This is a genomic window from Marinobacter manganoxydans MnI7-9 (assembly GCF_000235625.1).
GTDB classification, from domain to species: Bacteria; Pseudomonadota; Gammaproteobacteria; order Pseudomonadales; family Oleiphilaceae; genus Marinobacter; species Marinobacter manganoxydans.
Window position 1 is genome coordinate 247,040 of sequence record NZ_AGTR01000084.1, and the last position, 23,727, is coordinate 270,766.

Here is a 23,727-nt window from a genome sequence, read left to right on the forward strand (position 1 = left end):
GCTCCCAAGCCCGCCGGCACCAAAGTCAGCCAGAACAGACCGGGCAATCAGGGTCCCGAGCCAGCTTCATCTCCCGCCACTGCATCTCCCAGGCATCCAGAATCAGCAATCGCCCCACCAGAGGAGAGCCAACCCCGGAAATCATCTTGATGGCCTCCATGGCCTGAGTCGCCCCGATCATCCCGACCAGAGGCGCAATCACGCCCGCCTCGGAACAGGTCAGATCCTCATTGCCCTGTTCCGGATAAAGACAATGGTAACAGGGGCTTTCCTCCCGCCGGCTGTCGTAAACCGAAACCTGTCCCTCGCCCCGAATAGCCGCACCGGACACCAGCGGCACTTTCGACGCCACACAGGCACGGTTCAGCGCAAACCGGGTGTTGAAGTTATCCGTGCAATCCACCACCAGGGTTGCCTCCGCGACCTTCCGCGTCAGAGCCTCACCTTCGAGGCGCTGATTCAGGGCGATAACGGACACCAGCGGGTTGATCCGACGCATCCGATCGGCAAGGCTTTCCGCTTTGGATTCACCCAGCTGCGAGGTTTCAAAACCGATCTGGCGCTGAAGGTTGGCCAGTTCGATATTATCGTCATCCACCAGGGTCAGGGTCCCGACACCTGCGGCGCCCAGATACAAAGCGACAGGACACCCCAGGCCGCCGGCACCGATCACAAGAACCCTGGCCGACTGCAGCTTTTCCTGGCCGGCAATATCGAACCGGGGCATCAGGATCTGCCGGCTGTAGCGCAATAATTCGTCGTCACTGAGCATCTGCATCTCCACTTTTAGGCACCCGAAGACCATTGTCCGAGTGTCATCCGATCCCGGTTGCCATAATCCTGCCGGGTCTCAACGGCTTTAAACCCGCGAGTGTGAAACAACTGTGCCACGGCCTCTGCCTGATCGAAACCATGCTCAACCAGAAGCCAGCCGCCTTCAACCAGCCAGTCCGGCGCCTGGCTGATAATCAGCCGCAGATCATCCAGGCCATCGCTCCCGGATACCAGGGCCGAGGCAGGTTCGAATCGAACGTCCCCTTCCTCAAGGTGGCGGTCGCTATCGGGGATATAGGGTGGATTGGAGACAATCAGATCAAACCTCTCTGGCTCCAGCCCCAAAAACCAGGAACTCTGGACCACGGAAAGGTTCAGGCCAAGGGCAACGGCGTTTTCACGGGCCAGTGCCACTGCCTCGGGCTCGGCATCACAGGCAGATATTCGCCAGCCCACGTGCTCACTGGCGAGAGCCAAGGCAATGGCGCCCGTCCCTGTTCCCAGATCCAGCACACTGGCTTGCGGTGGTAGCGGCAAAGCAAGAGCAACTTCCACCAGGCATTCGGTATCCGGTCTTGGAATCAGGGTGGAGGCACTGACTTTCAGCGGCAGTGACCAGAATTCCTGATGCCCCAACAAATGTGCCACAGGCCTGCCGGCCACGCGCTCCTGCACAAGCGCCTCAAAGGCCTCAGCGTGAGCATTGGTCACTTCCCGCTCCGGCCAGGCCCGGAAACTGGTTCGGCTAAGCCCCGTAATGTTGCTAAGCAGCAGCTCGGCATCCAGCCTCGGCGAATCACTTTCAATTCGGCTGGATGCCTCCTTCAGAAGGGCTTCGCAGGTCAGTGAGGGTTTACTGGTCATCGGCGAGAGAGGCGAGCAGCTCGGCCTGGTGCTCCTGCTGCAGAGGCACGACGACGGCGTCCAGGTCACCGGCAATGACTTCGTCGAGCTTGTAAAGGGTGAGGTTGATCCGATGATCCGTCACCCGCCCCTGGGGAAAGTTGTACGTACGGATCCGTTCGGACCGGTCGCCACTGCCCACCAGGCTCTTGCGGGTCTCGGCCATGGACTTTTGCTGCCGCTCGGTCTCGGCATTCTGAAGCCGAGAGGCCAGCAGGCTCAACGCCTTGGCGCGGTTCTTGTGCTGGGAACGCTCTTCCTGGCATTCCACCACAATGCCCGTTGGCAAATGCGTTATCCGGATCGCCGAATCGGTCTTGTTCACGTGCTGGCCGCCAGCACCTGACGCACGAAACGTGTCTACCCGCAGATCCGCCTTGTTGAGCTCGATGGCCTCGGCCTCATCGGCCTCGGGCATCACCGCCACAGTACAGGCGGAGGTATGGATCCGGCCCTGGGATTCGGTTTCCGGAACACGCTGCACCCGGTGAGCACCAGACTCGAATTTCAGGGCACCATACACTCCGTCACCGGCCACGCGCGCAATCAGTTCCTTGAAGCCGCCGTGCTCGCCTTCGCTCTCGCTCAGGACCTCCACTTGCCAGCGCCGGCGCTCGGCATAGCGCAGATACATCCGGAACAGGTCGCCGGCAAAAATGGCAGCTTCGTCACCACCGGTGCCGGCGCGAATCTCCAGAAATACGTTCTTGCCGTCGTTCGGGTCTTTCGGCAGCATCAGGCGCTGGAGCTCTTCATCGAGCTCCTCGCTCTTCTGCTCGGCAAGTTGCAGTTCTTCCTCGGCCATCTCCCGCATGTCGGCGTCGCCGTCTTTCGCCAGTTCGCGCGCAGCCTCGATGTCATCCAGAGAGTGCTGCCAGGCCTGGAAACAATGAACAATGGGCTCAATCTCGGCGAACTCCCGAGAGAGGTCCCGGAACTTGTCCTGCTGGGAGATAATGGAAGAATCACTAAGCAATGCGCTGACTTCCTCGAAGCGGTCAGAAAGCTGCTCGAGGCGGGATTGGATCGATGGCTTCATAGTTTTTCCGGGGTTGTCGTCGTGTCCGCGTCCAGTGCATCCAGCTGGTGCAACTCACGCAGCCACTCTGTCACCTCGGTGCGACCTTCTGTGGTGGCCTTGCGAACCTGCACAGAGGGCTCGTGCAGGAGTTTGTTGGTGAGGCCGCGTGCCATACTGCGCAGCACGGTTTCAGGATCTGTGCCATTGCGCAGGGCGCGCAGGGCTTTCTCGGTCTCCGCATCGCGCAGCACTTCGGCACGCTGACGGAACTGCTTGAGCGTGGACACCGCATCCAGCGCCCTTAGCTGGTTCAGAAAATCCTGAACCCCGGACGCCACCAGATTCTCGGCCTCCCGGGCCGCACCCTCACGAGAGCGGATATTTTCTTCGATAACCTGGCGCAGGTCGTCCACCGTGTAGAGATACACGTCATCCAGCGAGGCCACCTCCGGCTCAATATCCCGGGGCACGGCAATATCCACCATGAAATAGGGGCGGTGTTTGCGTTTCTTCAGGGCTCGCTCAACGGCACCTTTACCAAGGATCGGCAATGGGCTTGCCGTTGAAGAAATAATAATGTCGACATCGGCAAGATGTTCCGGAATCTCGGACAGCACAATGCCCTTGCCACCACGGGATTCTGCCAGTGCCTGTGCCCGCTCAAGGGTACGGTTGGCCACCAGGAAGTCTTTCACGCCGGCATCCGCAAGGTGCCGGGCCACCAGTTCGATGGTTTTGCCGGCACCGATCAACAGGGCCTTGTTGCGGGACATGTCGGCAAATATGTGGTGCGCCATGCTCACCGCGGCATAGGCAACAGAAACGGGATTTTCACCGATGGCAGTCTGGGTCCGCACTCGTTTGGCGACCGAGAAGGTATGTTCAAACAATCGGGAGAGGAACGAGCCGCTGGCGCCGTGTTCCCTGGCCAGCGAATAGGCATCCTTCAATTGCCCGAGGATCTGTGGCTCGCCAAGCACCATGGAGTCCAGGCCGGCGGCCACTCGCATCATGTGCCTGACGGCATCGCCATCGCGGTGCACGTACAGCGCTTCTTCCAGTTCCGCGGCGTCCATTCCATGGAAGCCGGCCATCCAGCGAAGCACCATGGGTGCGCAGTCATCATCGCCGGCCAGGTACAGCTCGGTCCGGTTACAGGTAGACAGTATCGCCGCCTCGGTGGCGCCTGACGTCGCACGCAGCTCGGCGAACGCCTCCGCCATACGCTCGGGCGTAAACGCCACTCGCTCCCGTAGTTCTACGGGGGCCGTGCGATGATTGATTCCCAGCGTTACCAGTGCCATTTCGTGGTTGTACAACCTTTTGCCGATGAGCGGTTTAGATACGCGCAATTACTGGACATTTTAACGGCCAGCGGCCTGAGCTGCCACCCAAAACCACCGCAGCTTCGGCAAGTGCGGACAGGTTGGGCAAGATCAGGTGCTTATGCCATTATAGGGATTCGGCTGAGGCCGCGACCCGATCTACCTCAATTCCGGGGCTGGAGCGTGGTTATTTCAGATGCGTTTTCGACAGATCATGGGAAGTTGCATGCACAAATCCGTACCGTTTCTGTTTACCTGCCTGCTTGGCCTCACGCTGGCAGGTTGTGCCAGCCTCACCGGCACAGAGGAAGCGCCTGCCAAGAGCGAAACCGTCGCCGCTGGGGAAAAGACAGAACCACAACCGCCGGTTGAATACGCCGATTTTGAGCCCGAAACCCTCTATTTGCTTCTATCTGCCGAAATTGCAGCCCAGCGCGGACGCTATGACATTACCCTGGTTAACTACCTTAAGGCTGCCAAACAGTCCCGAGACCAGGTGGTGATCGAGCGGGCGATGCGAATCGCCCAATCCCTGAACGGCGATAACGCCCAGAAACAGCTCGCCGAGCTGTGGCTGGACATCGACCCGGATAATCTCCAGGCCCACCGGATTTCTGCGATCCAGGCCGTAAAGGGAAACGACCTCCAAACTGCCATCCATCACATGGAACGGATCATGGATCAGGGCGGTGATGCTGACTTCGACAGCCTTGCCGCTATGGCAGCCAATCTGCCGCCAGAGCAACAGCAGGAACTGCTCGCCCTTTATAATGAGATGTCGGACCGCCACCCCGACACCCCGGAACTGGAATACAGCATTGCGCTCCTGTTGAAAGTAACCGGGCAGCCACAGCAAGCCCTGGACAGGCTCGAACCACTGCTGCAGGAAAACGCAAACTTCCAGCCGGCTATCATTCTCAAGGGCGACCTGCTCTACCAGACCGGTCAGAAAAGCAGCGCCCTGGATTACCTGCTGACCAACACCCGCCGCTTTCCGGGCAACCGACAGATGGGCACCCTTTACGGCCGCATGCTTATAAATGAAGGTGAATTGCAGGCTGCCCAGGATGAATTCAATCGCCTCGTAAAGCGGTACCCGGACACGCCGGGCCTGCGACTCTCTCATGCACTGGTCGCTCTTGAAAATGGGCAGACCGACCTGGCCCGGCAAGAACTGACACAACTGGCCGAACAGGGCCACCATACCAGCGAAGCCAACTACTACCTGGGCCGCATTGAAGACCAGGCAAGCAATACCGAGCAGGCCATTGGCTATTACCAGAGCGTGGAACAGGGCAATTACTACTTCCCGGCCCTGGCCCGCGCCAGCTCTCTGCTGGCCGAGAATGGACAGCTTGAGGACGCCATTGACCGCATTCGCAGGCTGCGCGAAGCCAATCCCCGCCAGGCAGAGAACTTCTGGCTGCTGGAGGTGAACCTGCTGCTGGATCAGGAACAACAACAGCAGGCCCTGAGCACCGCCACGGAAGCCCTGGAAGAACATCCGGACAATATCGAGATCCGGTACGCCCGGGCCATGCTCTACGATGGCATCGGACGGCCTGCCGACGCCGAAGCCGACCTGAAGCAGATTATCGAACAGGAACCGGAAAACGCCGTTGCCCTGAATGCCCTGGGCTACATCCTGACCACTCGGACAGACAGACTCAGAGAAGCCCGCGGCTATATCGAGAAAGCTCTGCGGCTGGACCCGAACAATCCGGCCATTCTCGATAGCATGGGCTGGGTCCTGTTCCTCGAAGGCCAGCTCGAGCCGGCGCTAGAGTACCTCTCCCGTGCCTGGGCCGCCTTCCCCGATCCGGAAGTTGCCGCTCACTATGGTGAGGCGCTATGGATGAACGGAGCCGAAGAACAGGCCAGAATCATCTGGCAGGAAGGCCTCGAACAGGACAGCAATCACGAAGTGCTCAGAGAAACCATCGATCGGCTGACCAATGGTGGTGACACCGAATGAGACTGGCGCGAATTCTGGCCGCACTGACGATGCTTGCCACCCTCGGCGCCTGCACTACGATCCAGATCGATCCATTGCCGGAGGGCATGACAGACCAGCCTCCGGCTGACTGGACCACTCGCGCAGTCAATCTCGACAAACTCGACCACTGGAAGCTGTCCGGGAAGCTGGCCGTACGCCAGCCATCCGACAGCGGAAGCGCCATCATCAATCACTGGATTCAGGATGGCGAAGCCTACGATCTTGCCCTCTCCTCATCGTTCCTCGGTATGGGCAGCACAACACTCAAAGGGGTTCCCGGGTTTATCGAGTTGACCCTGCCGAGCGGCGAAACTTACCGCTCGGGCGAACCGGAAGCGCTGGTCGAGGCGGCCACGGGCTGGCAGCTGCCACTGGAGAATCTGACCTGGTGGATTCGGGGCCTGCCATCCCCCGCCAGCGACTATCGCCTGCTGTTTGATAATCAGGGCACCCTGGCCATAATCCGCCAGAACGGCTGGGAAATCCGCTACGACCGCTGGCAGGCCTTCCTCTCTGCTTACCCTGCGCTGCCCGCCCGGATTACCGCGCTCAAGGACGACAAGCGGGTGCGCCTGGTGGTCAGCGACTGGCAGGAGCAGCCCGAGTGATACCTGACCTGATACTGCCCTCACCGGCCAAGCTGAACCTGTTCCTGCACATTGTCGGGCGCAGGGATGATGGCTATCACGAGCTTCAGACACTGTTCCAGTTTCTGGACTACGGCGACGAACTGAGCTTCACCCTGACACCCGGCGAGCCGGGGGTGAGGCTCGCGGAGCCTGTTCCTGGTGTCGACGACGAGGACAATCTCATCGTGCGCGCGGCCAGAGCACTCCTTGAGAGAGTTGGAGGCGACTTGCCCGGGGTCACCATTGGCATCACCAAACGGCTGCCCATGGGCGGCGGCCTGGGCGGCGGCAGCTCCAATGCTGCAACCACTCTGCTGGGCCTGAACCATCTCTGGCAGCTCGACTTGAGCACCGATGAGCTTGCCGGAATCGGCCTCGGCCTGGGCGCCGATGTTCCGGTATTTGTCCGGGGCCATGCCGCCTTTGGCGAGGGAGTTGGTGAAACACTGACCAACACAAATCCGCCGGAAGACTGGTTCGTTGTCCTCAAGCCCGGCTGCAACATAAACACTGGCAAGATTTTTTCCGAGCAAGGGTTGACAAGGAACACCCCGAGAATCAAAATAGCGCCCGCTTTTGAGGGAGACGCCTCGAGGTACCGAAACGACTGTGAGGATGTAGTTCGAAAACTGTATCCTGAGGTTAACCAGAGCCTGGAATGGCTTTCACAATTCGGACCTGCAAGATTAACCGGAACCGGGGCTTGCATATTTGGACGTTTCCCGACAGAATCCGCAGCCCGGATCATCTGGGAAAGCAAACCCTCCGGCGTCACTGGGTTCGTAGCTAAAGGGGTGAACAAATCACCTCTACACAAAAAGCTAACAGAGCTGAAATGATGCCAAAAAAGCACGATACTGGGGTGTCGCCAAGTGGTAAGGCAACGGGTTTTGATCCCGTCATGCGCAGGTTCGAATCCTGCCACCCCAGCCACCTTTCTCCCGCTTCTTCTGAATCAAACGCCGATACTGAGAAGGATGCCGTCGTGTCCAAACTGATGATCTTCGCTGGCAACGCCAACCCTGAACTGGCTCAGGCGATTGCCCGCAAACTCCACATTCCCATGGGTCAGGCCACTGTAGGCCGTTTCAGCGACGGGGAAACCACCGTCGAGATCAATGAGAATGTCCGCGGCCATGATGTGTTCATCATCCAGCCGACCTGCTACCCCACCAACGATAACCTGATGGAACTGATCGTGATGGCCGACGCACTTCGCCGTGCTTCCGCTACACGGGTCACCGCCGTTATCCCCTATTACGGATACGCGCGCCAGGATCGCCGGGTACGCTCTACCCGTGTGGCCATCAGCGCCAAGGTGGTCGCAGACATGATTTCCAGCATCGGCGTTGACCGGGTTCTGACCGTCGACCTGCACGCCGACCAGATCCAGGGCTTCTTCGATATTCCGGTGGACAACATCTACGCCACACCGGTCATGCTCGAAGACATCTTCAAGCAGCGTTTCGAGAACTTTGTCGTGGTATCTCCGGACGTTGGCGGCGTGGTTCGCGCCCGTGCCGTGGCCAAGCGCCTGGACGACGCCGACCTTGCCATCATCGACAAGCGTCGCCCGAAAGCGAACGTGTCCCAGGTGATGCACATCATCGGTGATGTCAAAGACAAGACCTGCATCCTGGTGGACGACATCATCGATACCGCCGGCACGCTGTGCAAAGCGGCCAACGCCCTGAAAGAACACGGCGCGGCCCGCGTGGTTGCCTACATCACCCACCCGGTTCTCTCCGGCCCGGCCATTGATAACATCAATGCCTCACAGCTGGACGAACTTGTGGTCTGCGATACCATCCCGCTGGGTGACAAAGCGCATAATTGTGATAGAATCCGCGTCCTCGGAATGGCCGGGCTGCTTGCGGAGTCGATTCGTCGCGTGAGCAACGAAGAGTCCATCAGCGCCATGTTCGAGAATGCCTGAGTGACCTTTCGGTCGTAATATCAAGGCATTACAAGCAGTTACCGGGTCGGGAGCCTACACAGGCTCCCGACTCTTTTAGTCAGCCGGAAAAATCCGGCTTTTCAGAAACATCACCTGATCCTACGCCTGGTCGCGGGCAGTTCAGGTGACGATTGAGGTTATTACCATGTCTCAGGAATTTGTTATCGAAGCATTTCCTCGTGACGATCAGGGGAGAGGTGCGAGCCGCCGCCTGCGTCGTGAGGAACGGAAAATCCCGGCCATCATCTATGGTGGCAACAAGGATGCAACTCCGATTGCCATCTGGCACAACGAGCTGAAGAAAGCCCTGGAGAACGAAGCATTCTTCTCCCACGTTCTGACCGTTGAGCTGAACGGCAAGAAAGAAAGCGTGATCCTGAAGGATCTGCAGCGTCACCCGTACAAGCCGATCCTGACCCACGCTGACTTCCTGCGTGTTGACAAGGACCACGAGATCCACGTCAACGTACCGCTGCACTTCATCAACGAAGACACCGCACCGGCTATCAAGCTCCACGGCGGCGTAGCGAACCACCAGATCAACGAAGTTGAAGTGATCTGTCTGCCGCAGAACCTGCCCGAATTCATCGAAGTCGACATGACCAGTGTCGAGATGGACCAGGTAGTTCACCTGAGCGATCTGAAGCTGCCGAAAGACGTCAAGATTGCCGCCCTGCTCCAGGGTGAGGATCATGACCTGCCGGTTGTGGCTATCCACAAGCCGCGCGGCGCGAAGGCTGATGATGAAGCCGAAGAAGGCGGAGAAAGCGAAGAAGGCGGCGAAGACAAGGAGTAATCACTCCTGTTCTGAGGAGGGCAGCGGCGAATGGCGCAGGATATTGTCATGGTGGTTGGTCTGGGAAACCCCGGCGCTGACTACGAGAATACCCGCCATAACGCCGGCGCTCTCTTCGTCGAAGCTCTGGCCCGCGCTGCGGGCCAGACGCTCCGCCCCGAAAAGAAGTACCACGGGCTCTACGCCCGCATTCAGTGGCAGGGCCTCGACCTGCACCTCCTGAATCCCACCACCTTTATGAATCGCAGCGGCCTGGCCATCAAGGCGCTGGCAGACTTCTTCAAGATTCAGCCCCAACAGATTCTGATTGCCCACGACGAACTCGATCTGCCCCCGGGTACCGCCAAGCTCAAGAAAGGCGGCGGCCACGGTGGACATAACGGCCTTCGCGACACCATCGCCCACCTGGGCACCAACGATTTTCAGAGACTGCGCATCGGAATCGGGCACCCCGGCGACAGCCGCAGGGTAACCGGCTACGTGCTCGGCCGCCTGGGCAAACAGGAGACCGAGGAACTGAACGCAGTGATCGACGAAATCATGCGGGTATTACCGGATGCAGCCAGCGGCAAGCTTCCCGCCGCCATGAATCGCCTGCACAGTTTCAAACCGGTATAATCCGCCCAAATTTTCCAGTACCAGCAGAGGCATTCCATGGGATTTAACTGCGGCATCGTCGGCCTTCCCAACGTCGGCAAATCCACCCTGTTCAACGCACTGACCAAATCCGGCATTGGCGCAGAGAACTTCCCGTTCTGCACCATCGAACCCAACGCTGGTGTTGTCGCCATGCCCGACCCGCGCCTCAACAAACTTGCCGAGATCGTTAAGCCGGAAAAGGTGGTGGCAACCACCATGGAGTTCGTGGATATCGCAGGCCTTGTAGAAGGTGCTTCGAAAGGCGAGGGCCTGGGCAACCAGTTTCTGGCCAATATCCGCCAGACCGACGCCATTGCCCATGTGGTGCGCTGCTTCGAGGACGACAACGTCATTCACGTTGCCAACAAGATTGATCCGGCTTCTGATATAGAAATCATTAACACCGAACTGGCTCTCGCCGATCTGGAAACCGTTGAAAAAGCCATCAAGCGGGTTCAGCGCGTGGCCAAGAGCGGTGACAAGGAAGCGAAAGCTCAGCTCGAAATCTTTGAAAAGCTGCTGCCGGTGCTGAACGAGGGCAAACCGGTGCGCAGCATGAACCTCGACAAGGACCAGATGGCCCTGATCCGAGAGCTCTGCCTGCTGACCGTGAAGCCGACCATGTACATTGCCAACGTCAGCGAAGACGGGTTCCAGAACAACCCGCATCTGGACACCGTGCGACAGATCGCTGAGTCGGAAAATGCCGCGCTTGTGCCCATCTGCAACAAGATAGAGGCAGAAATCTCCGAACTGGAAGACGATGAAAAATCGATGTTCCTGGAAGAAATGGGCATGGAAGAGCCAGGCCTGGATCGGGTAATTCGCGGGGGCTATGGCCTGCTGGGCCTGCAGACCTACTTTACCGCCGGGGTGAAAGAAGTCCGTGCCTGGACCGTAAAAATCGGCGCCACAGCGCCTCAGGCCGCCGGCGTGATCCACACCGACTTCGAACGCGGGTTCATCCGGGCAGAAGTGGTGAGCTACGACGATTTCGTTCAGTACAACGGCGAAGCCGGGGCCAAGGATGCCGGAAAATGGCGCCTGGAAGGCAAGGAATACATCGTGAAAGACGGCGACGTTATCCACTTCCGCTTCAACGTGTAATTTTTCAGGAAAAACTGGGCCCTAAGCCTTGACAGAAAGAGCCCAAATACTGAAAATACGCGCCTCGTTTGGGGCGATGCCCAAAGCGAAATGGCAAGGTAGCTCAGTTGGTTAGAGCACAGCACTCATAATGCTGGGGTCGGCGGTTCGACTCCGCCCCTTGCTACCAAGATTCAAAGGGTTGCGACGCGAGTCGTGACCCTTTTTTGTTGGATCTCCCCTTTTTGTCCCCTGCCCCAGAGCGCTGTAATCTTATTGAGGGTTGGCAAATTCACTGACGCCAGGTCCGTCTTCTGGATCTCGCTGTCTCCCGTGAATATCCCAGGCACCATGATTTTTCTCGCCAATCAAGCGGCAGGTTCTGATTGCATCCCTGAAATCTTCCGTGAGACGGCTGTCTTTTACTCTATGAGAGATGTACATGGACAAATCTATCCAGGCGGCTGTCCGTTCATAATAATGCCCCGGATAGTCATCGATATACAGGTCCATCATGATCCGCGGCAGAACCACGACATCCACGCGACCGAGCCGAAGCATTTCGACCGCCTGCGCCCAATCAGAGACATCAGTTACGCGAGGGCTATCACCTTTTAAAAGCTGTAAACCAGCAAATTTGCGGACAAATCCAAACCTGAGCCCCGTCATGGTTTCTAGCGGCGGCAAATCCTGAGCCATGAGATACACATATTCTAATCGGAACAGCGAACCGCCAAAGTCCGCATACTTGTCCCTTTCTGCCGTTTGAATCAAGGGCAATCCAACCGAAATACCACCCTTTTCCAGTTGGCGAAGTATCTGGGCCAAAGGCATATTAATGAACCTGAAATCGCCGCCTACGCGGCTAAAGACACAACGATAATAAGGCGCAAAACGACCCACGAGCTTTCCATTTTCTACAGAAATTTCGCGTTCTATATCGGCAAAGACTCCAACAAAATGGTGGCGTTTTGACTCGGCAGACAGAGATAGAGAGAAAAGCAGAAGCAAAAAGAAATGCAGAAGCTTGAGCCATACGAGCCTTTGCATGCCTCACCCCCCCAATCGTGCGAATACAGTGCATACCTTTTAAGGCATTTAAGCGAAAAAACGTGACATTGACTAACACACAACACCAAGCGCTTTTTTTATAGTAGTTGTCATATCGGCACCGTGCTCATCTTTTCCAGCCCTTTGCTTAGTGGTCTTTATCGGGCAGCGGTTAGACTCCGCCGCTTGCTACCAGTATTCTGGCAAGCCCGTCGCGAAAGCGCCGGGCTCCTGAGCTTCTGGGGACGACCCCACCCTTCCCGGGCAGTGAACGCGGGACGACCCGCCTCCGTACAAAACATTCTATGAAATCAACCAGAGACAGAGTTCGACAGGCGATTTCCTTTGAGGTTATCGGCCTCCTGCTTTCCGTTCCCCTCGCTGCCGTAACGTTCGGATTCGATATGGGAAGAACCGGAGTTCTTGGTGTGGTTGGCGCCACCATCGCGACCATCTGGAACTATTTGTTCAACCTGGGATTCGATCACGGCCTGAAGCACTTCACGGGCTCAACCCAGAAATCCCTGCGGGTTCGTTTCCTGCACGCGGTGAGTTTCGAGCTGGGTCTGATGCTGATTTTCCTGCCGATTATTGCCTGGTGGATGGGCATCGGTCTTCTTGAGGCGCTGATCGTGGATATCGCGTTCGTAGTCTTCTATCTGGTGTATGCGTTCGTATTCACCTGGTGTTACGACACAATATTTCCTGACACGGATGCCAAGAAATCCAACGCCACTTAAACAAACTTTGACAATCCCGGGGGCAGTAGTCGGATAGGATAGAGGCTTCACCCGAATGCGTTTTAAGGCTGTATCGCATTATGAAATCCCGCCACGCGCTCACCGTGTTCCTGGCCGTTGTTCTGGTTCCCATTGCCCTTGGGTTCGCCGGCGCGAGCGTGAAGGCGGCCATCCTGTCGATCAGTGTTTTTTGGGTCTGCCTGGGGATATTCTTCTACCCATCCATCAGTGACTATCTCAGGTCTGCAAGGAGGGAGCGGGACGATCCTCTAAAGACAAACTCTGTGGCATACTCACGGGCTGAAACCCATAAAGAACAACACACCAGCAAGGACCGTTGACATGAAACCGGAAACCCTAGCGCTGCACGCAGGCTTCAAAAGCGATCCCACTACCCGGGCCGCTACCACCCCGATCTACCAGACCACGTCCTACACCTTCGATGACACCCAGCACGGTGCCGATCTGTTTGACCTGAAGGTTCAGGGCAACATCTACACCCGTATCATGAACCCGACCAACGCGGTTCTCGAAGAGCGGATGGCAGAACTGGAAGGCGGTGTTGGCGCCCTGGCCGTGGCCTCTGGCATGGCGGCCATCACCTATGCGCTGCAGACCATCTGCAAGGTGGGTAACAACATCGTCAGCACCAGTCAGCTATACGGCGGCACCTACAACCTGTTCGCGCACTCGCTGCCGAACCAGGGCATTGAGTGCAAGATGGTTCGCCATGACGATTTCGATGCCGTGGAAAAGGCTATTGATGAGAACACCCGCGCCCTGTTCTGCGAGTCCATCGGCAACCCGGCGGGCAACGTGGTCGATATCCAGCGCTGGGCCGAAATTGCGCACAAACACGGCATCCCGCTGATGGTGGACAACACGGTTGCCACGCCGTTCCTGTGCCGCCCGATCGAGCACGGCGCCGATATCGTGATTCACTCGCTCACCAAGTACATCGGTGGCCACGGCACCACCGTCGCAGGCGTTGTAGTGGATTCCGGAAAGTTCGACTGGAAAGCCAGTGCTGACAAGTTCCCGATGCTGAACGAACCGGATCCGTCCTACCACGGCGTGGTCTACACAGACGCCCTGGGCCCTGCTGCCTTCATCGGCCGCTGCCGAGTGGTTCCGCTGCGCAACACCGGTGCCGCCCTTGCTCCGTTCAATGCGTTCCTGATCATGCAGGGTCTGGAAACCCTGGCGCTGCGCATGGAACGTCATTGCGAGAACGCCGAGAAAGTCGCGAACTTCCTGCAGGAGCACCCGTCTGTTGAATGGGTCAACTACGCGACCCTGGCCAACAGCCCGTACAAGGCGACCTGCGAGAAGATTTCCGGCGGGAAAGCGTCCGGCATCCTGAGCTTCGGCATCAAGGGTGGCCGGGAAGCCGGGGCAAAGTTCATCGATGCCCTGGAATTGATCCTGCGTCTGGTGAACATCGGTGACGCCAAGTCCCTGGCCTGCCACCCGGCGACCACCACCCACCGCCAGCTCAACCCGGAAGAGCTGAAGAGCGCTGGTGTGAGCGAGGATCTGGTGCGGCTGTCCATCGGTATCGAGCATGTCGACGACATCATTGCCGACATTACCCAGGCCCTGGACAAAGCCCAGGCCTGATAGCGGTCAACCGGGTACGACCAATGTCGTGCCCGGCACCCTCGTGATTGCCCCTATCTGTCTTGTAACTCCCCCGCCAGGCCATTACTCTTTAGTGTTCCCCATGCCCGAATCGAGAGTCCGGTTGCAATGAGCGAAAGCGCAAAAACCCGCATTACCAGTGGTTCCAAATTCCGCAATGAGCATGGCTTCTCGGCCATCAAGGACGGCGTCAAGCGGTCAACAAAGCAGGAAGCCACAACAGCGGAGAAGCCTGAGCGGAAGCCCAAATGGCTGCGGGCACGCATGCCCGGAGGCGAGCGCTATGAGGCGGTGCGCAAGAACGTGAGCGAGCACCGGTTGAGCACCGTTTGCCAGGAATCCCATTGCCCCAACATCGGTGAGTGCTGGACGGCCGGCACGGCCACCATCATGGTGATGGGCTCTGTATGCACCCGGGCCTGCAAATTCTGCGCGGTGGACACCGGCAACCCCAAAGGCTGGCTTGACCATGAAGAGCCGGAGAACACGGCCAAGTCCGTAGAGCTGATGGGCCTTCGTTATATTGTGCTTACCTCGGTAGACCGTGACGACCTGGACGACGGCGGCGCTGCACACTATGCCGCTTGCGTCTCTGCCATCAAACAGCGCACGCCCGAAGTCGCTGTTGAAGCACTGACGCCGGATTTTGATGCCGTTATGTCTGAGGTCGAGAAGGTTGTGGATTCCGGGCTGGATGTCTTCGCCCAGAACGTGGAAACCGTCAAACGGCTGACCAGTCGGGTCCGTGATCCACGGGCCGGTTATGAAAAAACGCTCCGGGTTCTGGAACACGCCAAGAAACACCGTCCGGATGTGCTCACCAAGACCAGCCTGATGCTGGGCCTGGGTGAAACCGAAGAGGAAATCCTGGAAACCATGGACGACCTGCGCGCCATCGGCGTGGATATCCTCACCCTGGGCCAGTACCTGCGCCCCACCCCGAATCACCTCCCGGTGGAACGCTACGTCACCCCGGAAGAGTTCAACCGTTACCGGGAGATCGGCCTGGAGAAAGGCTTCATGGAAGTGCCATCCGGCCCCATGGTCCGCTCGAGCTACCGGGCCGATAAGGTATTCGATAAAAACAATCTTGGTCTCGCCGTGCCCGAGGTCCCCCAGGCCTCCAATGCCATGCAGATTCCGGTGAAGTCCATCGACTGAGAACATTCATGCTGACACTGCTGCGAAATGCCCGGCTGAAGTACAAATTCTGGTTACTGAACATTGTCGTTTTTGCAGTTCTCTGCTTGCTGGTTCTTTACGCCATGCACACCATTGCCGGGCAGACCGGCAAGACGTTCGATCAGGTCTTCGCTGATACCGCGGCCGCCTTTGCGCTGGTGGTGGCGGTGCTCATGGTGCTCGAGATGGCCGGCTCACAATTGCTGATCTCGTTTATCGAACGCCATGTGAATCGCCTGAAAGACACCATGGTCGATGTCCAGGCCTCGGGCAATCTGAGCCAGAGGGCGGTGGTGGATTCCACCGACGAAATCGGCGAAATGGCGAGTGCCTTCAATGCCATGCAAGACCGCACCGTAGGCGTGGTCCGAAGCATGAAGGAAGCTATCGAACGCCTGCACCGGGAAGTCGAGGAACTAACCTCGGCCGCCGAAGCCCGCCGGGATGACCTGGGCCGCCAACAGCAGGGCGCAGACCGGTCGGCGGAAGTCATCGAAACCATGCTGCAAAGCTTCACTGGCATCGCCGAACAGGCCGGAATTGCCAAGACCCTGTCCCACGAGGCCAGCGACGCAGCTCGCGACGGCAGCAGCCGTGTCGGCCAGAGTGCCGACAGCATCCGCAAGCTCGCCGATGTGGTGCGCAATTCCGCCAGCAGCGTCGAAGCCCTGGCCGAGAACAGCCATGAAATCAGCCACGCCATTACCGAGATCCGGGGTATTGCCGAACAGACCAATTTACTGGCCCTGAACGCCGCCATCGAGGCGGCCCGGGCCGGCGAACAGGGCCGCGGCTTTGCCGTGGTGGCCGATGAAGTGCGTAAACTGGCCCAGCGGGTTCAGGACTCCACCGATCAGATTCAGGGCACCATCGATCGCCTGCTCAACGCCATGAATACTGCCGTGAACCAGATGACCGGCAGCTCCGAGGATGCCACCCGCTGCGTTGAGGAATCCGAAGAAGGCCGCCGTGCCCTGGAAGCCATCAACGAGGTGGTCAGCCGGATCGATCATACCAACCAGGAAATCGCCAACGTGTCGGCGGAACAGACCGCGGGCACCGACGACGTGCTGGCCAACGTACAGGGCATTCGCGAAACCACCCAGAACATGGTGACCCAGCTTGCCGAGAGCGCGGATATGAGCCGCCGCCTGAAAAAGCTGATCGATTCCCTGGAAGAAGCCTCGTCAAAGGTCACGGTTCACTGAGGTTTATGGCACACTCTGCACTCGTTTGAACTGGCAGAGTAGTTGTTCATGAATCGTCTTCGCGCCCTGTATGACCGCCTGATTTTTCCGCATCCCTTTATTATCCTCGCGGCTTTTGCCCTGTTGCTGGCCCTCGCAGCCGTCAAGTTTGGCGAATTCCGCCTGGACGCTTCCGCCGAATCCCTGGTGCTGGAAAACGACCGCTCCCTGGAACAGTACCGCCAGGTAAACCGCCGCTTCACCACCTCCGACGATTTTCTGATCGTCACCTACACCCCCGAAGACGAACTGTTCTCTGAGGAAGGCCTGGCCAGGCTGGGCGCGTTGCGGGATGAGCTGCAAGGCCTGGAAGCCGTAGGCTCCACCAACAGCATCCTGAACGTACCCCTGCTCCACAGCCCGGATCTGACGCTGGATACCGTGGACAGCGAGATCAAGACCCTGGACGACCACGATGTAACGCCGGACACAGCCCGCCAGGCGCTTCTGAACAATCCGCTCTACCCCAACCTGCTGATCAGCGAAGACGGGCGAACCACTGCCATACAGGTCAACCTGCCCACGCCGGATCGCTATTTTGAACTGCTGAGAAAACGCAACGATCTGAGAGACAAGGCCGATGCCGGCGAAGCCTCCGAGGCCGAGTTGGCCGAACTGGAACGGGTAAAACAGGATTTCATCGACTTTACCGAAACCCTCGGGGTCGAGCGCGATGCCACCATCCGCACGGTTCGCTCCATTCTCGACACCTACCGCGACGGCGCGGACATCCACCTGGGCGGGGTGCCCATGATTGTGGCGGACATGATCCGCTTCATCGAAAACGACCTTTCGACCTTCGGGCTTGGCGTCCTGGCTTTTCTGCTGCTCACTTTGGCCATCATTTTCCGGCAGTGGCGTTGGGTTCTGGTGCCGCTGTTGTGCTGCAGCTTTACCGTCTGGCTGATGGTCGGCTTCCTGGGCTGGGCCCAGTGGCCGGTGACGGTTATCTCATCCAACTTTATTTCCCTGCTGCTGATCATGACCCTGTCGCTCACCATCCACCTGATCGTCCGCTACCGGGAATTCCAGCACGACGAGCCCGAGGCAAGCGCCAGAGACACCCTGCGCAACACCGTAATGGCGATGATCAAGCCCTGCTTCTACATGGCCATCACTACCATTGTCGCCTTCGGCTCGCTCACCTTCAGCGGCATTCGCCCGGTCATCGATTTCGGCTGGATGATGACCCTGGGCCTGACCGTGGCTTTTCTCATCACCTTTATTGTTTTCCCGGCCCTGCTCACCCTATTGCCACCACCACTGGACAGCCGGGTTACCTCTGACAGGGTTCCCTTCACCGATGCTTTTGCGCGGTTCACGGAACACTTCGGCAAGACAGTGTTGGTCGGCTCCGGCCTGATTGCGGTGCTCTGCGTAGTCGGCCTGAACAAGCTGACGGTGGAAAACAGCTTTATCGACTATTTCAAATCGTCCACCGAAATCCATCAGGGCATGATCACCATCGACAACCGCCTGGGCGGTACCACGCCCCTGGACGTGGTTATCACCGACGATCCGCCACCGGAAGGCGCGAGCGGCGGCGACCCGTTTGCCAGTGACTGCGACCCGTTCGTGGAGGACTGCGGTGCCGGAGAGGAATACCGGGATACCTGGTACACCTACCAGAAAATGGAAGAACTGGAAGCGGTTCACAACTACCTGGACGGCCTACCGGAGACCGGCAAGGTGCTCTCAATCAACACCACGCTGGATATCCTCGCCCAAATCAACCAGGGCGAACCCCTGGACGCCCTGGAACTGGCGTTTGTACCCGCTGCGGTTCCGGATGACCTGCAGGATACCCTGCTGACACCCTACATCTCCGAGGAGCACGACCAGGCCCGATTCAGCATCCGGATCCTGGAAACCATGCCGGAACTGCGTCGACAGGAGCTGTTGAACCGAATCCACGATCACCTGACCACGGAACTGGGCTACTCGGAAGATCAGGTGCTCTTTGCCGGCATGACCGTGATGTACAACAACATGCTGCAAAGCCTGTTCGATTCCCAGATCAAAACCATCGGCGTGGTCTTCGCGGCCATCATGGTGATGTTCCTGATCCTGTTCCGCTCCCTGAAACTGGCCCTGATCGGCATCGCCCCGAACCTCATCGCCGCCGGCTCAGTGCTCGGCCTGATGGGCTGGCTGGGCATTCCCCTGGATATGATGACCATCACCGTGGCGGCCATTACCGTCGGCATCGCCGTGGACGACACCATCCACTACATCCACCGCTTCAAAACCGAGTTCCAGAAAGACGGCGACTATATCGCCACCATGCACCGCTGCCACCGAAGCATCGGCCAGGCCATGTTCTTCACGTCGCTGACCATCATCTCCGGGTTCTCGATACTGGTGCTGTCCAACTTCATCCCGACCATCTACTTCGGGTTGTTTACGGGGTTTGCCATGTTCATGGCTCTGGTTGGGGCGCTTACGCTGCTTCCTCGGCTCATTGTTCTAGTTAAGCCCTTTGGCTCGGGGGTGTAGGTTTGGGCTGGGCTCCTAGCCTTCTAGGTTAGAGGGTGGCTCGGCAGGTGTAGGCCTTTGCCAGAACCGCTACGAGCACATCCATGTGCGCTTGACGTCGGCCATCCTTGGCCGCCGACATTCTGGCAAAGGCCTACACCTGCCAAGCTTCAGAAATAGGAGTTATAGGAAGACACTCCGCACCCAATATCCCCGACAAGCAGTTGAGCAGTGAGCGATGACTGAATCGTTCGAAGAACAGGGGTGTGGCGCCCTCCCAAAAATGTCTGTGGCCAGGGATGGCCACAGCCAAGCGCACATGGATGTGCTCGTAGCGGTTTTTGGGAGGGCGCCACACCGCAGTTCCTCCCCCAAAACCAGCAGGCTAGGGGCACAAAAAAAGGGCCACACCAAAAGATGCGGCCCTTCTCCAACCCAGCTAAAGGGAAAGCAGGATCACTGCATGCCCTGACCTTGCCCCTGCTGCATCTGTTGTTGCATCTGACGACGCTGCTGCATTTGCTGTTGCATCTGCTGCATACGCTTATCCAGCTCGTCGCGCTGCTCCTGGGTAAAAACGCTGTCGACCTTCGCCTGCATCAGAGTGGACAGAGCAGCGATCTCGCCGGTCACATCACCCAGTTCTTTGGCCTGCTCGCGGATAGCGGATTCATCAAAGTCTGATTTGATCTCACCCTGCATCTGCTGCTGCAGTGCACGGGCTTCCTGGCGGAGTTCGCCGATTTCGCCCTGCATCTCGTCGATGATGGCACGGATTTCAGTTTGCTGGTCATCGGTCAGCCCCACCATCTGTGCCAGTTGATCAACCTGATCCGGCTGGCCACCGGATTGCTGGGCCACGGCCGGAACCGAGAGGCTAAGGGCTACCAGGGCAGTACCGAACAGTTTTACAAGCTTCATAAACGTCTCCGTTAACAGGGTGGCCACAATCTGAATACCACCGACATACATTGGTTTCATCGTTCAGGGACTACACCCTAAAACATACGGATACGGTTTTTCACCCCGATCAGCCCTCTTTTTGTACATACTTCTCAGTATCCCGCGCCAAAAGCCGCCACACGCGCGGATTCAAACAAATGTGAAAGTTTGGTCATTCCCCTTCATAATGGCGCCGTTTAACCACATCCGGAGTAGACAAGATGGCCATTAACTGGTTTCCAGGGCATATGCACAAGGCCCGCAAGGAGATCAAAAAAGTCATGCCGCAGATGGATCTCATCATCGAAGTGGTTGACGCGCGTATTCCTTTCAGTAGCGAAAACCCGCTCGTGCCGGCCCTTCGTGGTGATACGCCACTGATCAAGGTATTGAACAAGCGCGACCTGGCGGATCCAGAAATTACCGAGCAGTGGTTAGCCTGGCTCGAGAAAGAACGTGGGGTACGCGCCATCACGCTTACCCACAACCAGCGCAATGAAGCACTGTCCATCCTCAAGCTGGCGGAAGAGATGACGCCCGGTCACGATCGCCAGAAGAGTGCATTGCGGGTGATGATCCTGGGCATTCCGAATGTCGGCAAGTCCACCCTGATCAACACACTGGCGGGACGCCCTGCGGCCAAGACGGGGAACGAGCCGGCAGTAACGAGGGCGCAGCAGGCCATCAAGCTGCCCAACAACATTCTGCTCTACGACACCCCCGGCTTCCTCTGGCCAAAACTGTCTCCTGAAGCCTGTGGTTACCGTCTGGCGGTGACCGGGGCCATTCGAAGCGCGGTGCTGGATTTTGAGGATGTCGCCATGTTCGAGGCCGAGTACCTGCTGGAAGCCTACCCGGAGCTTGTGCGGGCCCGCTACGGCTTTGAGGAACTGCCGAGAGATGCCCTGGCGCTGATGGATGGCATTGCCGCGAAACGCCGATTTTTCGGGCGGGGCGGCGTTCCGGACCTGCACAAGGTCTCGGAGGTACTTCTCAACGAATTCCGGTCGGGCAAGCTGGGACGCATTTCCCTGGAAACCCCGGAAATGGTCGAACGCGAAGCCCGGGCCGCCGAGGAGGCGGCAGACTGAGCGCCTCCTGAGCTCCCCTTACCAAGGTCAAATATCGTATCCGGGCCAAAGCGCCTAGACTGTCAAATAATGTTATTGATCGCAGGATCGGCCATTTCGGCCGGTCGGAAAGGAGGAACTTATGAGACGCGTCGTCGTCACCGGCATGGGCATTGTGTCCTGCCTCGGAAACTCACTGGACGAGGTCACCCAGAGCCTGAAGAATGGAAAATCAGGCATCCGCTTCAACGAAACCTATAAGGAAATGGGCTTCCGGAGCCAGATTGCAGGCTCGGTGGATGTGGACACATCCGTTATCGATCGCAAAATCCGCCGGTTCATGGGCCCATCCGCCATGTACAGTTTTCTGTCCATGGAGCAGGCCATCGCCCAGGCGGGGCTGACCGAAGACCTGATCTCCAACGACCGCACCGGCCTGATCGCCGGCTCCGGCGGCGCTTCCTGCTCAAGCCAGGTGGAAGCCACCGACATCATGCGCGAGAAAGGCGTGAAGCGCATCGGGCCCTATATGGTCCCCCGCATCATGACCAGCACGGTGTCCGCCTGCCTCGCCACCGCCTACAAGATCCGTGGCGTGAACTACTCCATGTCCTCGGCCTGTGCCACCAGCGCCCACTGCATCGGCCACGCCATGGAACAGATCCAGGCTGGCAAGCAGGACATCGTGTTCGCCGGCGGCGGTGAAGAAGAGGACTGGAGCCTGACCATGATGTTCGATGCCATGGGGGCGCTGTCCACCAAATACAACGATGCCCCTGAAACGGCTTCCCGCCCCTTCGATGCCGGCCGTGACGGTTTCGTGATTGCCGGCGGTGGCGGCATGATGGTGCTGGAAGAACTGGAACACGCGAAGAAACGCGGCGCCAACATTATTGCCGAGCTGACCGGCTACGGCGCCACCTCGGACGGCTATGACATGGTTGCGCCGTCGGGCGAAGGTGCCCAGCGCTGTATGAAGCAGGCGATGGCCACCATCCGGGGCAAGATTGACTACATCAATGCCCACGGCACCAGCACCCCGGTTGGCGACGTTGCCGAGATGGGCGCGGTGCGGGCCACTTTCGGTTCCGACATCCCGGCCATTTCCTCAACCAAATCACTCTCTGGTCATTCGCTCGGCGCTGCCGGTGTTCAGGAGGCCATCTACTCGCTGCTGATGCTGCAGAACGGGTTCATTGCCGGCACCAAGAACCTGAACAATCCGGACGAGAAAATCAGCGATATTCCGCTTGTAGGCCCTGAAGGTCGGGAAGCCTCGCTGAACACCGTGATGTCCAACAGTTTCGGATTCGGCGGAACCAACGCGTCCCTGGTATTCGAGAAGCTCTGAAACCGCGATGCATAAGGGCCTGCGGGCCCTTATTTTTTAAAAATATATTCTAAGATCATCCAGCTTGATTATTGGCAAAGACGGCCATCCGTATTAAGGTACATAGTTGACATGGATCAAATCGGACGGATTATCACGTATGGCTCAAGCAATTCCGTTTCGTCAGGCATCTCCCCTCAAGGCGTCCTGCCACCAGTGCAGTCTGAGCAACCTGTGCCTGCCCCTGGCAATTGAAGAGAATGACCTCGACCGGCTGGAAGACATTGTCCAGCAGGGGCGGATCTTCAACCGTGGTGAACACATCTTCGACCAGAGCACGCCCTACCGCTCCTGTTTTGCGGTAAAAAGCGGCTCCATAAAGACGTCGATCATTACCGAGAATGGCGAGGAACAGGTGACGGGCTTTTTCATGCCCGGAGAGCTGGTAGGCCTGGACAGCATTGGCAGTGAACATTATGCGTGCACCGCCAAGGCTCTGGAACGAACCAGAGTGTGTGAGTTCCCAATGGAGAAACTGGAGGAGCTGACCGGCAAACTGCCCGAGTTGCAGCACCACATGTATCATCTGATGAGCCAGGAGATACAAAACAGCCATCAACTGGCCATGCTACTGAGCAAGAACACCGCTGAAGAGCGCATTGCTGCACTGCTCTTGTCGCTGTCCAGCCGATTCCAGCGCCGCCGTATGTCGCCGACCAACTTCAGTCTGCCCATGGCACGGAACGACATCGCAAACTTCCTGGGCCTCGCCGTCGAAACGGTAAGCCGGGTATTCACGCGCTTTCAGAATCAGGGCATCATCAAGGCCCGGGGTCGGGAAGTCGAACTTCTGGATATCGAAGCCCTGCAGATGGTCAGCCGGGAATTCTCCCGCCAGTGCAATAACTGAGAAACTGCGTTTTG

At 58.2% G+C, this 23,727-nt stretch carries 22 protein-coding genes and 2 tRNA genes; 18 read left to right on the forward strand and 6 right to left on the reverse strand.

The window, feature by feature from the left end:
* Nucleotides 1-25: 25 nt before the first annotated feature.
* Genes KYE_RS18065 through hemA form a run of 4 tightly spaced genes read right to left on the reverse strand, consistent with a single transcriptional unit; the run spans nucleotide 26 to nucleotide 4,002 of the window.
* Nucleotides 26-772, reverse strand: a complete 747-nt coding sequence (locus KYE_RS18065) for a HesA/MoeB/ThiF family protein (protein ID WP_008176339.1) — start codon at nucleotides 770-772, stop codon at nucleotides 26-28.
* Nucleotides 773-786: 14 nt separating this feature from the next.
* Nucleotides 787-1,638 (reverse strand): peptide chain release factor N(5)-glutamine methyltransferase, encoded by an 852-nt coding sequence (gene prmC / locus KYE_RS18070; RefSeq protein ID WP_008176340.1) that lies wholly within the window; start codon nucleotides 1,636-1,638, stop codon nucleotides 787-789.
* The gene (prfA, locus tag KYE_RS18075) at nucleotides 1,628-2,716 is read right to left on the reverse strand and encodes a peptide chain release factor 1 (protein ID WP_008176342.1); all 1,089 of its coding nucleotides are present in this window, start codon (nucleotides 2,714-2,716) and stop codon (nucleotides 1,628-1,630) included. The genes prmC and prfA overlap by 11 nt, the downstream gene beginning before the upstream one ends.
* Nucleotides 2,713-4,002 (reverse strand): glutamyl-tRNA reductase, encoded by a 1,290-nt coding sequence (hemA, locus tag KYE_RS18080; RefSeq protein WP_008176344.1) that lies wholly within the window; start codon nucleotides 4,000-4,002, stop codon nucleotides 2,713-2,715. The genes prfA and hemA overlap by 4 nt, the downstream gene beginning before the upstream one ends.
* 247 nt (nucleotides 4,003-4,249) lie before the next feature.
* Here hemA and KYE_RS18085 point away from each other — a divergent pair, with 247 nt between their 5' ends.
* The 9 genes from KYE_RS18085 (at nucleotide 4,250) to KYE_RS18125 (ending at nucleotide 11,316) form a co-directional block, all read left to right on the forward strand.
* A complete protein-coding gene (locus KYE_RS18085) occupies nucleotides 4,250-5,998 on the forward strand; it encodes a tetratricopeptide repeat protein (protein ID WP_008176345.1) in 1,749 nt (582 codons plus the stop codon).
* Entirely contained in the window at nucleotides 5,995-6,627 is a 633-nt protein-coding gene (gene lolB / locus KYE_RS18090; RefSeq protein WP_008176346.1) for a lipoprotein insertase outer membrane protein LolB, read from the forward strand. Before KYE_RS18085 ends, lolB begins: the two co-directional genes overlap by 4 nt.
* Complete coding sequence (gene ispE / locus KYE_RS18095) at nucleotides 6,624-7,487, forward strand: 4-(cytidine 5'-diphospho)-2-C-methyl-D-erythritol kinase (RefSeq protein ID WP_008176347.1); 864 nt, start codon at nucleotides 6,624-6,626, stop codon at nucleotides 7,485-7,487. Before lolB ends, ispE begins: the two co-directional genes overlap by 4 nt.
* A gap of 19 nt (nucleotides 7,488-7,506) precedes the next feature.
* A tRNA-Gln gene (locus KYE_RS18100) sits at nucleotides 7,507-7,581 on the forward strand.
* Between the two features lie 52 nt (nucleotides 7,582-7,633).
* On the forward strand, nucleotides 7,634-8,584 hold the full coding sequence (locus tag KYE_RS18105; RefSeq protein ID WP_008176348.1) for a ribose-phosphate diphosphokinase: 951 nt from the start codon (nucleotides 7,634-7,636) through the stop codon (nucleotides 8,582-8,584).
* Nucleotides 8,585-8,750: 166 nt separating this feature from the next.
* Nucleotides 8,751-9,401, forward strand: coding sequence for a 50S ribosomal protein L25/general stress protein Ctc (locus KYE_RS18110; RefSeq protein WP_008176349.1), 651 nt, complete (start codon nucleotides 8,751-8,753; stop codon nucleotides 9,399-9,401).
* 30 nt (nucleotides 9,402-9,431) lie between these two features.
* Complete coding sequence (pth, locus tag KYE_RS18115) at nucleotides 9,432-10,019, forward strand: aminoacyl-tRNA hydrolase (RefSeq protein WP_008176350.1); 588 nt, start codon at nucleotides 9,432-9,434, stop codon at nucleotides 10,017-10,019.
* Between the two features lie 36 nt (nucleotides 10,020-10,055).
* Nucleotides 10,056-11,147: a redox-regulated ATPase YchF gene (gene ychF, locus KYE_RS18120; protein ID WP_008176351.1), complete on the forward strand. Its 1,092-nt coding sequence runs from the start codon at nucleotides 10,056-10,058 to the stop codon at nucleotides 11,145-11,147.
* A gap of 92 nt (nucleotides 11,148-11,239) precedes the next feature.
* A tRNA-Met gene (locus tag KYE_RS18125) sits at nucleotides 11,240-11,316 on the forward strand.
* Nucleotides 11,317-11,399: 83 nt separating this feature from the next.
* On the opposite strand, the gene KYE_RS18130 is transcribed toward KYE_RS18125, so the two are convergent.
* Entirely contained in the window at nucleotides 11,400-12,176 is a 777-nt protein-coding gene (locus KYE_RS18130) for a substrate-binding periplasmic protein (protein ID WP_008176352.1), read from the reverse strand.
* Nucleotides 12,177-12,481: 305 nt separating this feature from the next.
* Between KYE_RS18130 and KYE_RS18135 the strand changes: the two genes are divergently transcribed.
* From KYE_RS18135 to KYE_RS18160, 6 genes are all read left to right on the forward strand, one after another.
* Nucleotides 12,482-12,916, forward strand: a complete 435-nt coding sequence (locus tag KYE_RS18135; RefSeq protein WP_008176353.1) for a PACE efflux transporter — start codon at nucleotides 12,482-12,484, stop codon at nucleotides 12,914-12,916.
* Nucleotides 12,917-12,996: 80 nt separating this feature from the next.
* Complete coding sequence (locus KYE_RS18140) at nucleotides 12,997-13,257, forward strand: hypothetical protein (RefSeq protein WP_008176354.1); 261 nt, start codon at nucleotides 12,997-12,999, stop codon at nucleotides 13,255-13,257.
* A 1-nt stretch (nucleotide 13,258) separates the two neighbouring features.
* Entirely contained in the window at nucleotides 13,259-14,536 is a 1,278-nt protein-coding gene (locus tag KYE_RS18145; protein ID WP_008176355.1) for an O-acetylhomoserine aminocarboxypropyltransferase/cysteine synthase family protein, read from the forward strand.
* Nucleotides 14,537-14,665: 129 nt separating this feature from the next.
* Nucleotides 14,666-15,718 carry a lipoyl synthase gene (gene lipA / locus KYE_RS18150; RefSeq protein WP_008176356.1) on the forward strand — a complete coding sequence of 351 codons (1,053 nt, stop codon included), beginning with the start codon at nucleotides 14,666-14,668 and terminating at the stop codon, nucleotides 15,716-15,718.
* Nucleotides 15,719-15,726: 8 nt separating this feature from the next.
* The gene (locus KYE_RS22265) at nucleotides 15,727-16,947 is read left to right on the forward strand and encodes a methyl-accepting chemotaxis protein (RefSeq protein ID WP_008176359.1); all 1,221 of its coding nucleotides are present in this window, start codon (nucleotides 15,727-15,729) and stop codon (nucleotides 16,945-16,947) included.
* A gap of 48 nt (nucleotides 16,948-16,995) precedes the next feature.
* On the forward strand, nucleotides 16,996-19,482 hold the full coding sequence (locus tag KYE_RS18160) for an efflux RND transporter permease subunit (protein WP_008176361.1): 2,487 nt from the start codon (nucleotides 16,996-16,998) through the stop codon (nucleotides 19,480-19,482).
* A gap of 435 nt (nucleotides 19,483-19,917) precedes the next feature.
* On the opposite strand, the gene KYE_RS18165 is transcribed toward KYE_RS18160, so the two are convergent.
* Nucleotides 19,918-20,382 (reverse strand): Spy/CpxP family protein refolding chaperone, encoded by a 465-nt coding sequence (locus tag KYE_RS18165; protein WP_227497878.1) that lies wholly within the window; start codon nucleotides 20,380-20,382, stop codon nucleotides 19,918-19,920.
* A 242-nt stretch (nucleotides 20,383-20,624) separates the two neighbouring features.
* Between KYE_RS18165 and ylqF the strand changes: the two genes are divergently transcribed.
* The 3 genes from ylqF to fnr all read left to right on the forward strand — a co-directional run bounded on the left by ylqF (nucleotide 20,625) and on the right by fnr (nucleotide 23,713).
* Nucleotides 20,625-21,494, forward strand: coding sequence for a ribosome biogenesis GTPase YlqF (gene ylqF, locus KYE_RS18170; protein WP_008176364.1), 870 nt, complete (start codon nucleotides 20,625-20,627; stop codon nucleotides 21,492-21,494).
* Between the two features lie 121 nt (nucleotides 21,495-21,615).
* Nucleotides 21,616-22,824 (forward strand): beta-ketoacyl-ACP synthase I, encoded by a 1,209-nt coding sequence (fabB, locus tag KYE_RS18175; RefSeq protein ID WP_008176366.1) that lies wholly within the window; start codon nucleotides 21,616-21,618, stop codon nucleotides 22,822-22,824.
* 139 nt (nucleotides 22,825-22,963) lie between these two features.
* Nucleotides 22,964-23,713 carry a fumarate/nitrate reduction transcriptional regulator Fnr gene (gene fnr / locus KYE_RS18180; protein ID WP_008176368.1) on the forward strand — a complete coding sequence of 250 codons (750 nt, stop codon included), beginning with the start codon at nucleotides 22,964-22,966 and terminating at the stop codon, nucleotides 23,711-23,713.
* The last annotated feature ends 14 nt before the right edge of the window (nucleotides 23,714-23,727 follow it).